The organism is Campylobacter gracilis (assembly GCF_018374135.1).
GTDB lineage: Bacteria > Campylobacterota > Campylobacteria > Campylobacterales > Campylobacteraceae > Campylobacter_B > Campylobacter_B gracilis_A.
Genome location: NZ_JAHAFS010000007.1, coordinates 53,486 through 66,596, shown reverse-complemented (window position 1 = coordinate 66,596; position 13,111 = coordinate 53,486). Strand labels below are relative to the sequence as shown.

Below are 13,111 nucleotides of genomic sequence, written 5' to 3'. Positions count from 1 at the left end.
GCTAAATCTAGCCGACGGTTAAGCTTTGGCCTATTAAATCCAAATATTTTAAAAAAATTTAGCAGTGTAGTAAATTTATATTGTTTAATTTTACTTTATAAACCCCACCTGCGGTAAAATTTCAGCTAGCGCCACGTCCTTTTTCTCGTTAAATTTGATCTTGTTCTGCTCAAAAAGATTGTTTCCGTGCGCGTCGATCGAGACGATGAGCGGACCAAACTCCTTTACGCGGCACTTCCATAGCGTCTCTGGCATCCCAAGCTCCGTCCAGTCCGCGCTCTCGATCTGCTCGACCTGCGTAGCCGCCATCACCGCGCAGCCCGCGGGAAATACGCAGTGTATCGCGCCAAACTCCTTACAGCCGCTCATCGTGCCATCGCCCATGCCGCCTTTGCCGACTATCAGGCGCACGCCCGTTTTAGCGATAAATTCGCGCTCGAATTTCTCCATCCTCATACTCGTAGTAGGCCCGACCGAGACCATCTCAAAGCTTTTTTCGCCCGTTTTTCTGATGATCGGTCCCGCATGCAGGATCGCGCCGCCTGCTATATCTAGCGGCAGCTCGCGGCCCTCCTGCACGACGCGTCTGTGCGGCACGTCGCGGCAGGTGACGATGTGTCCCGTGAGGTATATCACGTCGCCGATCCTTATATCCGCTAGATCTTCGGCGCCGATCGGCGTGGTTAAAATTTTCTTACTCATAGCGCGAACTCCTTGTGCGATTTTACAGCAAAGCTTAGCTGCTCGTCCCAGACGATGTGCCCTTTACGGTGCGACCAGCAGCCCACGTTTACGGCGACGGCGATGACGCTTGGGTGGCGGGCACAGTTTTCGATATGCACGCCCATCACGGAGCTTGCGCCGCTCATGCCTTGCGGGCCCAGGCCGATTTTATTGATGCCCTCTTCGAGCAGCTTTTCGGTTAGCGCCGCGCGCTCGTTTGGGTTTGCCGAGCCTAGCGGCCTCATAAGCGCCTTTTTAGATAGCAGAGACGCCACGTCGATCGAGGTGCCCACGCCCACGCCCACTAACAGCGGCGGACAGGCGTTTATGCCGTAGCTGGTCATGATGTCCATGACGAATTTCACGACGCCTTCGTAGCCCATGCCGGGCATCAGCACGATTGCCTTGCCGGGCAGGCTACAGCCGCCGCCCGCCATGTAGGTGTGGATCTCGCACTCGCCGCTATCCGGAACGATCTCCCAAAATACGCTCGGCGTGCCCTTGCCGACGTTTTTGCCGGTGTTGTACTCGTCAAACGTCTCGACGCTGTTGTGGCGCAGCGGAGCCTCGCGCGTCGCCCGCAGCACGGCCTCTCTCAGCAGCTCCTCAAGCTCGCCGATGAGCGGGAAATTTGCGCCGCAACGCACGAAAAACTGGATCACGCCCGTATCCTGACAAGACGGACGATCTAGCTCCTTGGCTAGGCGCTGGTTTTCAAACATCGTTTTATAGATCTCCTTTGCCAGCGGCTGCGTCTCGCGCTCGGCGAGCTCCAGCAGCTTCGCCGTCACGTCGTCAGGCAGCACCTTGCCCGTGTAGCCGACGAATTTCGCCATGACCTCGGTCATCTTTTGCACGGCTTTTTGTTTATCCATCGCTTCTCCTTTGCCAAATTTTACTTTCAAATTTTTCATAAGTGCCCGCCAGGATGCAGCCTGCGGCGTAGCAGAGCAGGTCGGCGAAATCAAACGTCCCACCGATCACTACTTTTAAAATTTTATTTTCTATGCCTAAAATTTGTACGGCGCCAAAATACTGTGCTATCTCCAAAACCACCGCGAACGCGAAAATTTTAAGCGGCAAATTTAAAGGTGGCACGCCAAATGCGGCTCGCGTCAAAGCGTAAAGCAAGATAACCGCCAAAACGTCACCCGCATAGTGTCGCACGAAGCCGCCCTTTACGCAGATCGCGATGTAAATTTCGACCACCAAAATCAAAACCGCCGCGGCTAAAAACGCTAGCCTCGTTCTTGCGCTTTGCTTTGTTTGCGGCTTTTGCGCGAGCTTTGTGCGGGCGCCACTCGAAATTCTAAAATCTCGCGCCGTATTCTTGGGCAAAATCTTATTTATGTATTTCGTAAATTCGGCTACGGTAGCGGTTTGTTTGGCTATTTTTTTGAATTTATACAAATTTACACCCCCTCTCTAATCTGGACATGCTTTCTAAGCGTATACCTATACTTTTGGTATTTACGTCCTTTGATAAATATTTTATGATTTGGAATTTATTGTTTTCAAGCACCATAGTAACTATGGTAGTGAGCTTATCGTCTTTTAGAACGAAAAACACCCTGTATTTTTCGTTATTTTGCATAAACCAAACCCAAAATTTGCCATCAAACCCAAAGTATGGGAGTTTCCCATCATTCATAATTATGTCATTTAATTCATCTAATGCTACTTTACTATTTTTAAATTCCACGAAATCATAACTTTTTTCAAGTTTTGCTGGACTAAAAAATTTTGGCTCTAATAATCTACCAAAGGCATTTTTATAATATAAAAACTCTGGTTCATTTTTATTATTTAGTCTGATTTGCTCAAAACTTCCTGGAACAGAAATAGATAAAAAAAATATCATGAGAAATAAGACTAGAAGTGCAATATCAATATAAATTCCAAATTGCTTTAATTCATCATAAATTCTTTTATGCTTTAAAAAAATCGATATAATAAGAATAAAATAAGAAAACTTTTCCGATGTGTTAACTTCGCTTAAAAACAGAAAAAGTATAAATGATATTAAGACAATAAAATAGTTTAGCCAGCTTTTATTTGCAAGCGTATATATGAGTAGGAAGAAACTGGTAATTGAAGCGCTGGCGTATATTAATATATCAAATGACAATATGTATCTTATGTCATCTATGTTAAAGCTAAAGTTAATAACTTCTATGATGTCTCTTAAAATCAAGTAAATAAACAAAAATATAAATAATGAAGAAATACTTCTAAGCATTTCTTTGATATTTTTTAAGATTTCGAGATTCATAGTATCTCCAGAAATTTAAAATAAATTTAACTGTTGCCACAACTTCTGATATTAAAAGTTGCGACTTCATTTTATATAAAATTTTAGCTAAAAAGTAGTAGCTTTTAGGTTAAAGTTTTAAAATTCGAGAGAGAATTTGCTCTACTTATTCGTCTGCGCGCGGGCGTAAATTTAGAGATGATTTATCAGGCTCGCGTTATACGCGGCGCCGAATCCGTTGTCGATATTTACGACGCTCATGCCGTTTGCGCAGCTATTTAGCATCGCTAGCAGCGCCGCCAACCCGCCGAAACTCGCGCCGTATCCCACGCTGGTGGGCACCGCGATCACCGGCACGCTCACGAGGCCTGCGAGCACGCTAGCTAGCGCGCCCTCCATGCCTGCTACCGCGATCACGACCTTTGCGCCTCGTATCTGCTCTAAATTTGCGATCAGCCTGTGCAGTCCCGCCACGCCCGCATCGCTAAATTTGCGCACGTCGTTGCCTAGAAATCTCGCCGTCTCGTACGCCTCTTCCACGACCGCGCCGTCGGCGGTGCCGGCAGATACTATCGCGATGTAGCTTTGCGTGAGCGCAGGCTCTTTAAATTTGACGCCGATGACGCGGCCGCGAGCGCTAAACTCCGCCTGCGGAAACGTCTCGCGCACCAGCCCAAAAACCCGCTCGTTCGTGCGCGTGATCAGGATATTTTGCCGCCTCGCGCCGATCGCCTCTGCAATGCGTAAAATTTCATCATCCGTCTTGCCCTCGCCGTAGATCACCTCGCCCGCACCGTTTCGCAGGGCGCGCTGAGTGTCGATTTTGGCGCAGCCCACGTCCTCGTAGGGGTAGTTTTTCAGGTATTTTAGCGCCTCCTGCTCGCTCACGCGGCCGCTTTTTACCCCCGCGAAAAGTTCTAAAATTTCATCCTCTCTCATACAAAACATCCTCTCTAAGCCCCTTTAGATCGAGCGTCACCTCCGCAGCGCCCAGCGCTACGAGCTGTCTAACGACGCTTTTAAATTTCGCGTCATTTAGGAAGCTTTGCATGCTAGAAAAGGGCATTTGCAGCTTTATATTTTTGCGGTCGCACCGCGCGCGGACGTTTGCGTAGCCGCTTGCGATTAGCAGATTTTCCGCGGCTTCGATCAAATTTAGTTCGCCCCCATCGATCTCGCGTCCGTGCGGCAGACGCGTTAGCAAGCACGCGTAGCTTGGTTTTTCGGCGGTGGGCAAATTTAGCTCGCGCGATAGCTCGCGGATCTCGGATTTGGTTAAATTTATCAGCGGCGAGAGCACGCCAAGCTCGTCTTTTGCTTTAAGCCCGGGGCGGCATTCGCCAAGATCGTCTAGGTTCGTGCCGTCGGCGACGCGGCTAAAGCCAAGCCCCTTTGCGCGCTCGATCAGACGCGAAAACACCGCCTTTTTGCACAGATAGCAGCGGTTTTCGGGGTTGCCTTTGATACCCTCCGCGATGCCGAGCTCTAAAATTTCGTGGCGGATGCCGTAAGCGCGGGCAAATTCCACGGCTTCGGCGATCTCGCGCGAGGACATATAGGGCGATCTGATCGTTATGCCGATCGCTCGCGCACCCAGCGCGTCGTGCGCCGCTCGCAGCAGTAGCGAGCTGTCCGCGCCGCCGCTAAATGCCACCGCCAGCTCGCCCAGCCCGCGCAGATCAGCCTTTAGTTTTTCTAGTTTCGTCATAGATTTTTAGCGCCTCTTTTCGCACCCGCTCGATCGTCGTGCCGTGCGCGAGCGCCGCGGCCTTGCAGTCGTCAAATTCCGGTTTTGCCTTTTGCGTTTGGCCGCTACCTGAAATTTTAACCCCTATCTCGCCGAATTTCGTCTGCACCCGCGCAAACTCGCGCTTTAGCTCGGTTTTAGTAACCTCTACTTCGCGAACGCCGATCGCGGTGGTGTGCGTAAATATCAGATCCTTTAAATTTTGCGCGTCATGCTTGCGGCACAGCGTGTTTAGTTCAAAGCCCATGCGCCCCTTTTTCATAAAAATAGAGCGGCTAAAGATGTCTAGCGCGCCGTTTTCGCGCAGAATTTCGCACGCAAAGGCAAAGCTCTCGGCGTCCATATCGTCGATGTTCGTGGAGATTAAAATTTGCTTGCAAACCTCGCCGTAGCCAGGGTGCGCGGCTAAATTTCGCTCGTATAAATCCTCGTCAACCTCGCAGATCATCGCGCGAAGCACGTTTGCAAAGTCCGTTGCGTCCTTGCCGCCTGCACCGTAGCCGATCTTTTCTATTTTAAAGCTCGCACCGTCCGTAAACTCGTCCGCGCAGGCCTTTAAAATCGCCGCTCCCGTTGGCGTGGTCATCTCGAAATTTGCGCGCCCGAGGCTTACGGGCACGCCTTTTAAAATTTCGCAAACGGCGGGCGCAGGCACGCTAAGCTCGCCGTGATCGCAAATCGCTACGCCGCCGCCAAGCTCGATTTTGGAGCTTACGACGCGCGAGACGCCTAAATTTTCAAAAAGATATTCAAAGCAGATCGCCGCGCCCGCGATATCGACGATAGAGTCTATCGCGCCGATCTCATGAAAATGCACCTGATCTACGTCCGTGCCGTGGACTTTGGCCTCGACCTGCGCGATCCTGCGAAATATCGCGCCCGCTCTTTGTTTGCAGCTCTGGCTTAAATTTGAACTTTCTAAAATTTGCCTGATACCCGCGTAGCTTCTGGCGTGAGGCTGCGATTTTAGCGGCACGACGTCGATTTTGGTCGCGGCGATACCGTTTTTTAGTACGCTTTTGCGCACAAGCTTAAATTCGCCGGCTAAATTTAACTTTTCTAGCTCGGCACAAAGATAGCCAAAATCCACGCCGAGCTCCACCAGCGCGGCTAAGTTCATATCGCCGCTGATGCCGCAGCTCGCGTCGTAATATAAAATTTTAGCCAAACTTACGCCTTAGGCACCGTCATCGAGCCAAACGGCAGGATGATGATTTTTGCGTCCGCGCCCTTTTGCGCGAGCGCGTCGTCCACGGCCTTTTGGATGTCGTGGTATGGCTTTAGATGCACGGCTCGCATCTCATCGTCGCTAAGATCGCTCACCGCCCAGGTCTGCGCCCAGAGCGATATTTCAGCCATTTTAGCTGCCTTGTGATAGCCGAGCTTAAAGCCCGCGCTGATCTTTTCTAGCACCTTTTTAGGCGTGTCGGCGGAGGCCATCAGGTCAAAAAACGGCTTTGGTCCGATGCCCGTGCGGCACTTTGCGACCATTATTAAAATTCCATCCTCCGCGAGTGCTAGTTTGCCGTTATCTAGGGCTTTTTGCGCCTGATAGAGATCGACGTCCATCGGATAGGGCGCGACCGAGATCACAATTTCGGCCTTGCGCGGGATATTTACGCAAAATACCTCGTCGGCCTTTTTCACGCAGTCGTAAAAGCTGTCGTTCAAATCGCCCGCGCTTGCGTAATACACGCCGTGCTCGCTATCAAGCACCGTCTGGATCGAAAAAACGTCGATATGCGCAAGAACTTTCATCGCATCGATCATATCCTCGTGCACTGGGTTGCCCTCTAGGCGCAGAGCTTGCGCGTCGGAGCTAAGAGCTAGTTTGTGGTTTTGCGTGATACTCTCATACGACGCCGTGCCCGGCAAAAATGCCTTTCTGCCGCCCGTGTAGCCCGCAAAATAGTGAGGCTCAACCGAGCCTATGACGATTACTTTTTTGGCTTCTGCTACGATTTTGTTTAGATACATCTGCGTGCCGTTTTTGGACTCGCCTAAAAATACCATCTCGTCGTGCTTGGAGTCATGATCGTGAACTTCGTTTTTAGCTCTGATCTCCGCGTAAATTTCTTTGCCGAAGATCATCTCGTATTCTTCCTGTGTGCCCTCTCTATGGCAGCCGGTGGCGATGATAAAAATTTTATTTTTCTCGCGGATTTTCGGATAAATTTGCTTTAAAATTTTTGCCGTCGGCGTAGGTCTCGTGCCGTCGTTTACGATGATTACGATCTTTTCATCGCCTGCTATAAACTCGTCAAAGCTTTTTTGATTTATCGGATTTGCCAAAGCCTTTGCGATGAGCGCCGTTTCGTCAAATTTAGCCACGGGGTTTGGATCAAAAACGCCGAGCAAATTTTTCTCGTTTATCTCTAGATTTAGATGATCATCTTTGCCGTATGCGATAGGGATTTGCATATCTGCCTCCTGTGTGGAATTTGGCGGGATTATAACGTAAATTTTATTTAAAACGAATTAGCCTCGCGCGGGTTATGAACGGAATTTAGAAAGCTTTAGAATTTAAAAAATTTAGAGCATTTAAAATTTCAAAATTTTATAAAATTTTAAAAAGCCGCTGGGATTTAAAATTTAAAGCTCGCGAGCCATATGCCCGCGAGCGCAACTATTATAAATAGCCGTAAATATGAGCGAAGATAAAGCCCATCGCACATGAAGTAAGAACACCTATTAGCCCAGGGAAAATGAAGCTGTGGTTGATGACGAATTTACCGATGTGCGTAGTGCCGGAGCGGTCGAACTGGATCGCCGCAAGATCGCTCGGATAGGTAGGTAGGATATAGTATCCGTAGCAAGCCGGTGCAAACGCAATAATAAGGCCCGGATCAATACCGATGCTAACCGCTAGCGGTACGAAAGTAGCAACCGCTGCTGCTTGAGAGTTAAGGAATTTACTAATTAGCAACGAAACGATGACATATGTCCACGGATACGCCATAACGACCTTACCTAGCGACGCTTTAAGCATTTCGATATGAGCAGTAAACATAGTCTCTGCCATCCATGAAATTCCATAAATGGCTACGAGCGCGATCATACCGCTATGAAAAATTTCGTTTTTAGCGATATTGCCCGCTTTAATACCCGAAGCGATCATCATGATGGACGCCGCTAGGAGCATGAAAATTTGAATGGTTAAGACCATATTTAAATTTGTGGTCTTTTTCATAGTATCTTTTACGACTATACTTGCGTTTGCGATGCTCTCGCTCTTATCACCTGTCGTAATTACTACATTTCCGTCTTGAGCGACGATGCTTTGAGCTAGCTTTTTATCTTTGTCGTAAATTTCGACGCTATTAAATTTCGTCGCATCTTTGGCTTTAGACTCTTTGACGTTTGAGACGACCTTACCGCCATCCACCATGGAGATGACCTGACCATCTTTGATCGTGATATTTTTGACCGTTTTTTTATCGACGATGATCTCTACAGATTTTCCAGGGACATTTTTAGTCCACGCAGGGCGCAAGCTTTTTTCGTAACCTAAAACCGCAACTAGCGCAATAGTGGCTAAGAATATCCACATGCAGATCCACTTAATCCTAGGAAGCTTTTGACCTAACAAGGTCGTGCTTTCGCCGTAGATATATTTTTTCTGCTCTGGATCTTTGATCTTTTCTTGAAATTCCGGATCTTTATCTAGATCTTTACCTCTAAAAATCGACCACGTTCCGATCGCAAGCATACCGATGAAAGTAGAAGGGATAGTTAATTTAAGTAGATCCAAATACGTACTAAAGCCCTCGATATGCACGCCTTGCCCTAGTAAGATCGCGACCATCGAAACGCCGGCAACCGAAACGGGGCTAGCGATGATAGCAAGCTGCGAGGAGATCGTAGAAGCAGCCATCGGGCGCTCAGGGCGAATTCCATTTTTAATAGCTACGTCATAAATGATCGGAAGCAGCGTATATACGGTGTGTCCCGTTCCGCATAAGATTGTAAGCGTCCACGCAACAGTTGGAGCGATGATACAAACCATCTTCGGATGCTTACGAAGCAATTTCTCCGCTATTTGAAGCATTACGTCAAGTCCTCCCGTAGCCTGTAGCGTTGCACTTGCTACGACAACTGCGAGGATAGTTAAAATAACGTCTACTGCCGGCTTACCCGGCTCTAATTTAAATCCAAACACTAAGATCACTAAGCCTATACCGCCTAGAATTCCCAGCGCCATACCGCCTTTTTTAGCACCGTAAAATAAACAGCCCAAGACTATAATGAGCTGCAAAAAGAATTGAGTACTTTCAGACAAACTTGTCAGAAACTCCATAGTTTCTCCTTCAATAAAATTTAAAACAAACTTTGGCGATTATACTAACTTTTTATTTAAACAAAATTAAAGGAGCATTACGAATTGTAAAAATCTGTCGAAATAAAAATTTACTGAAATTATAATTTTAAAGCGGAATTTATATAGCAAAATGCGAAAATAAAATTTCACTTAGAGCTGTTTTTATATCATAGAATTTCGCAACTTTTAAGAAAACTTAGAATTTCATTATAGCTCAAGCTTTAAACCGATTTTTAAGCCTTGGAGGAGTATCATTTCGCAAAGAGTGGATTAAGATGAATTTTAAAAAATTTTGTATTGCCTTTTTGATTTGTTTATCGCAGATGGCGGCAGCTGGCAGCTTTGATTTAAATGCCACGCTGCGTCTGGGCGCATTCGACGCAAGCTCGCACCGACTGCTTTTATGCGGCAGTGGCGGCGAGCTTAGGATGTTTGATACTGCTAAATGGGATGTGGAGTTCGCGCAAAAATACAGCGATAACGAAATCACGGCTCTAAATTTTAAAAACGGCAAAATTTATCTAGCTTGGGGCGGAGCCGAAATCGCGGTGCTAAATGACAGATTAAAGTTTTTAGGCGCGCTTAAGACAAGGCGTAGCGGCACAGCCCAAATAGACGCGATTTATGCCGCAAAAGACGCGATTTACGCGGTAGTGGATAAGAATCAACTAATAAGATTAGACGAAGACTCTGATAACAGCGCGGATGGCGGTTATGCCCCAGGTGAGAATTCCACCGCAAACGGGCAATCTTTGAATAAAAATTCCATCCCCGACGGGCCGCGCGGAATTTCGCTTAATTACGGCAGGATCAATGCCGTTAGCCTAGACGCTAACGGACTTTGCGTCGCAAGCTGGAACGGCGTAGCCTGTTTTAGCGCAGATCTTGTCGCGACTAAATTTAGCGGCAGCGATACAGCGCCTAATCGCGCTGCGCAGGGAGAGCTTGGTAGCGTGAAATTTAAAGATGCGGAATTTAATAGCACGAAAATCGTGCAAGCCTCTGAGCCAAACGAAACGAAAGCTAGCGGCGCAAAGAGCGCGGAATTTCAAAGCTCAGAATTCAAAGACGCAAAATTTCAAGACGAGGGGCTTAAAACTCGAAGCGAAATTTCAGCCGAAGCTGGCGATAAAAATTTAAGCGGCTCTATCGCCACTGCTCTTGCAGACTGCGACGGGACACTGTTTGCGGGCGATATAGAGGGGAGCTTTATAAATTTAAAAAGCAGCGAGCGCAAAAGCGTGGGCTCTTGGATCAAATCCATCGTGTGCGCCCGCAGCACACAGTTTATCGCTACTAAAGATAAAATTTACGAAAATCAAAAAGCAGGATTAAAGGAGGTTGTGGATTTAAAAAGCGAATTTTTAGCGATGTACGCAGACGGGGAAGCGATCCTCGTAGTCAGCAAATCAGGTAAAATTTTAAAATTCTAAGAAAGGATTAGTATGTTAAAAAGTTTCAAACCCGTGCTTTTGGGCTCGGTTTTGTTCGCCGCAAGCGCCCTGTGTGCCGCAGATAGCGACCTAGAGCGCGTGATGAAAGAACGAAATTTAAGCGAAAAGGACGTTTTGGCGGCGGCTAAGACCTATCAGCCGACTGGTAGGAAGGACGATTATATGGTCTTCTCCTCTGGCGGTCAAAGCGGACAGGTGCTCGTTTACGGCGTGCCGTCGATGAGGATCTACAAATATATCGGCGTATTTACCCCGGAGCCTTGGCAGGGATACGGCTTTGACGAGGAGAGCAAGGCGGTCTTAAGATCGGGCTCCATTAACGGCAAAGAGATCAACTGGGGCGATACTCACCATCCAAATTTCAGCGAAAAAAACGGCGAGTATGTGGGCGATTATCTCTTTATCAACGATAAGGCAAACCCAAGAATCGCGGTTATAAATTTATCCGATTTCGAAACCACTCAAATAGTCGTAAATCCCGTAATCAAAAGCGATCACGGCGGCTCTTTCGTAACGCCTAATACCGAATACGTCATCGAAACCAGCCAATACGCAGCCCCTTTTGATAATGACTGGCACCCGATCGAAGAGTATCAGGCGGTTTATCGCGGCGCGGTAACGCTATGGAAATTTGACTACGACAAAGGTAAAATCGACGTAAATAAATCCTTTTCTCTAGAGCTTCCTCCATATATGCAAGATCTAAGTGACGCGGGTAAGGGCGAGAGCTTCGGCTGGGCGTTTACCAACAGCTTCAACTCCGAAATGTACACAGGCGGCATCGAAAAGGGTCTGCCTCCTATGGAAGCCGGCATGAGCCGCAACGATACCGACTACTTGCACGTTTACAACTGGCAAATTTTAGAAAAACTGGCTCAAGATAGCAAAAACTACAAGGTTGTAAACGGACATAGGATCGTTACGATAGATGCCGCCGTAAAAGCGGGAGCGCTATTTTTGATCCCTGAAGCTAAATCCCCTCACGGCGTCGATGTTAGCCCTGATGGTCGCTATATCATTATCGGCGGCAAACTAGATACTCACGCTAGCGTTTATGATTTCAAAAAGATCAAAGAGCTAATTGATAAGAAAGAATATGCAGGCAAGGATCCATACGGAATTCCGATCCTAGATATGCAAAAGACGCTTCACGGACAAGCAGAGCTTGGTCTTGGACCTTTGCATAACACCTTCGATTCGCAAGATGGCGTAATCTATACATCGCTTTACGTTGATAGCCAGATTGTAAAATGGAACTACAAGACGCTAAAGGTTTTGGATAGAATCAACGTCCACTACAACATCGGTCACCTCGATTCCATGGAGGGCAAATCCTCAAAACCGGTCGGCAAATACGTAATCGCGCTGGATAAGCTTTCGATCGATAGATTTAACCCTATCGGACCGCTTCATCCGCAAAATCACCAGCTGATCGATATCACGGGGCCAAAAATGGAGATGATTTACGATCTTCCTATCGGTCTTGGCGAGCCGCACGACGTAGTTTCTATCGCAGCTAGCAAGCTTCATACGAAACCTACCTATACTATGGGAACGAACTCTCGTACCGGCAAGCAACACCCTGCTATGACGCTAGCGGGTCAGGAGCGCATCGAGCGCGATGGCAAAAACGTAAAAGTCTATGCCACTGCGATCCGCAGCCATATTAATCCTGAGCACATCGAGGTTAATAAGGACGATAACGTAACGATCTATATGACAAATTTAGAGCGTGCCGAGGACGAAACTCACGGCTTTACGGTTGATGATTACGATTTGCATATGTCACTTGAGCCGGGTAAGACTGCGAGCGTAAATTTCATCGCAGATAAAGAGGGCGTATTTCCTTTCTACTGCACGGAATTCTGCTCTGCGCTGCACCTTGAGATGTTTGGATATCTATACGTAAAAGATCCGAATAAAAAATACACTTCAGCTAAAGCTTCTATGCTAAAAGCTCTTAGCCCAGAAGCTCTAAAAGCCGAATACGACAAGGTAGTAGCTACTAATAAAGCCACCGACGACGTTATTCAATCAGTTGTTAAATTTTTAAAAGAGAAAAACTACGAGAAATATCCTAAGGTCAAGGCTTTAGTCGATGACGCGCTGGATCAATACGGCAAAATTCCTGAAACCAAAGCCAAGGCAGACGCCGCGGTAAAAGCGGGCGATATGAACGGCGCGATACTTTGGGAAGGTCAAGTTTGGCAGTACCTAGTAAAAACCGCAGATGTCGGGCTTCGCGCTAAAAACAACCTGATCCGCGAGCTCTCCACTCCTATGAGTGAGGCTGCATCTAACGGCGAGAAGGCCTACCTACGCGGAGGCTGCAACGGCTGCCACGTCATCGGTCAAGTAAGCTCCGGTCCTGATCTAACGGGCGTCCTACTCCGCCACGAAAACGGCGAGAAATGGGTAGCTGATTTTATCAAAGATCCTGCTAAATTCTACGAAGACGACTACGTTAAGGCAATGATAAATTACTTCAACCTTCGCATGCCAAATCAGCATATGAAAGACGAAGAGATCAAAGATATCATCGAATACCTAAAATGGGTCGATGAGAACGCGGGTCTTAACTAGCCCCACTCTCCCCCGCAAGGGGGAGAATTTAAAGG

At 47.5% G+C, this 13,111-nt stretch carries 11 protein-coding genes; 2 read left to right on the top strand and 9 right to left on the bottom strand.

Annotated elements, in window-relative coordinates; all coding sequences use genetic code 11:
• Positions 1-90: 90 nt before the first annotated feature.
• The 9 genes from ttdB to KH703_RS04650 form a co-directional block, all read right to left on the bottom strand.
• Positions 91-702, bottom strand: coding sequence for a L(+)-tartrate dehydratase subunit beta (ttdB, locus tag KH703_RS04690; RefSeq protein WP_304294577.1), 612 nt, complete (start codon positions 700-702; stop codon positions 91-93).
• Positions 699-1,598, bottom strand: a complete 900-nt coding sequence (gene ttdA, locus KH703_RS04685) for a L(+)-tartrate dehydratase subunit alpha (RefSeq protein ID WP_304294576.1) — start codon at positions 1,596-1,598, stop codon at positions 699-701. The genes ttdB and ttdA overlap by 4 nt, the downstream gene beginning before the upstream one ends.
• Positions 1,591-2,133 (bottom strand): DUF2809 domain-containing protein, encoded by a 543-nt coding sequence (locus KH703_RS04680; RefSeq protein ID WP_304294574.1) that lies wholly within the window; start codon positions 2,131-2,133, stop codon positions 1,591-1,593. Before KH703_RS04680 ends, ttdA begins: the two co-directional genes overlap by 8 nt.
• Entirely contained in the window at positions 2,126-2,995 is an 870-nt protein-coding gene (locus tag KH703_RS04675) for a hypothetical protein (RefSeq protein WP_304294573.1), read from the bottom strand. Before KH703_RS04675 ends, KH703_RS04680 begins: the two co-directional genes overlap by 8 nt.
• Positions 2,996-3,166: 171 nt before the next feature.
• Entirely contained in the window at positions 3,167-3,913 is a 747-nt protein-coding gene (larB, locus tag KH703_RS04670) for a nickel pincer cofactor biosynthesis protein LarB (RefSeq protein ID WP_304294613.1), read from the bottom strand.
• Positions 3,900-4,682, bottom strand: a complete 783-nt coding sequence (gene larE, locus KH703_RS04665; RefSeq protein ID WP_304294571.1) for an ATP-dependent sacrificial sulfur transferase LarE — start codon at positions 4,680-4,682, stop codon at positions 3,900-3,902. The genes larB and larE overlap by 14 nt, the downstream gene beginning before the upstream one ends.
• Positions 4,654-5,889, bottom strand: a complete 1,236-nt coding sequence (larC, locus tag KH703_RS04660) for a nickel pincer cofactor biosynthesis protein LarC (protein ID WP_304294569.1) — start codon at positions 5,887-5,889, stop codon at positions 4,654-4,656. The genes larE and larC overlap by 29 nt, the downstream gene beginning before the upstream one ends.
• 2 nt (positions 5,890-5,891) lie before the next feature.
• Positions 5,892-7,142 (bottom strand): nickel-dependent lactate racemase, encoded by a 1,251-nt coding sequence (gene larA, locus KH703_RS04655; RefSeq protein WP_304294567.1) that lies wholly within the window; start codon positions 7,140-7,142, stop codon positions 5,892-5,894.
• Between the two features lie 208 nt (positions 7,143-7,350).
• A complete protein-coding gene (locus tag KH703_RS04650) occupies positions 7,351-9,018 on the bottom strand; it encodes an anaerobic C4-dicarboxylate transporter (RefSeq protein WP_304294565.1) in 1,668 nt (555 codons plus the stop codon).
• A 296-nt stretch (positions 9,019-9,314) separates the two neighbouring features.
• Here KH703_RS04650 and KH703_RS04645 point away from each other — a divergent pair, with 296 nt between their 5' ends.
• Positions 9,315-10,472 carry a hypothetical protein gene (locus KH703_RS04645; protein ID WP_304294563.1) on the top strand — a complete coding sequence of 386 codons (1,158 nt, stop codon included), beginning with the start codon at positions 9,315-9,317 and terminating at the stop codon, positions 10,470-10,472.
• Positions 10,473-10,484: 12 nt separating this feature from the next.
• Positions 10,485-13,076 carry a Sec-dependent nitrous-oxide reductase gene (nosZ, locus tag KH703_RS04640; RefSeq protein WP_304294562.1) on the top strand — a complete coding sequence of 864 codons (2,592 nt, stop codon included), beginning with the start codon at positions 10,485-10,487 and terminating at the stop codon, positions 13,074-13,076.
• The last annotated feature ends 35 nt before the right edge of the window (positions 13,077-13,111 follow it).

Excerpts from the sequence above, each read along its gene's own strand:
- ttdB (WP_304294577.1), bottom strand. The coding sequence starts at position 702 with ATGAGTAAGAAAATTTTAACCACGCCGATCGGCGCCGAAGATCTAGCG.
- ttdA (WP_304294576.1), bottom strand. The coding sequence starts at position 1,598 with ATGGATAAACAAAAAGCCGTGCAAAAGATGACCGAGGTCATGGCGAAA.
- KH703_RS04675 (WP_304294573.1), bottom strand. The coding sequence starts at position 2,995 with ATGAATCTCGAAATCTTAAAAAATATCAAAGAAATGCTTAGAAGTATT.
- larB (WP_304294613.1), bottom strand. The coding sequence starts at position 3,913 with ATGAGAGAGGATGAAATTTTAGAACTTTTCGCGGGGGTAAAAAGCGGC.
- larE (WP_304294571.1), bottom strand. The coding sequence starts at position 4,682 with ATGACGAAACTAGAAAAACTAAAGGCTGATCTGCGCGGGCTGGGCGAG.
- larA (WP_304294567.1), bottom strand. The coding sequence starts at position 7,142 with ATGCAAATCCCTATCGCATACGGCAAAGATGATCATCTAAATCTAGAG.
- KH703_RS04650 (WP_304294565.1), bottom strand. The coding sequence starts at position 9,018 with ATGGAGTTTCTGACAAGTTTGTCTGAAAGTACTCAATTCTTTTTGCAG.
- KH703_RS04645 (WP_304294563.1), top strand. The coding sequence starts at position 9,315 with ATGAATTTTAAAAAATTTTGTATTGCCTTTTTGATTTGTTTATCGCAG.
- nosZ (WP_304294562.1), top strand. The coding sequence starts at position 10,485 with ATGTTAAAAAGTTTCAAACCCGTGCTTTTGGGCTCGGTTTTGTTCGCC.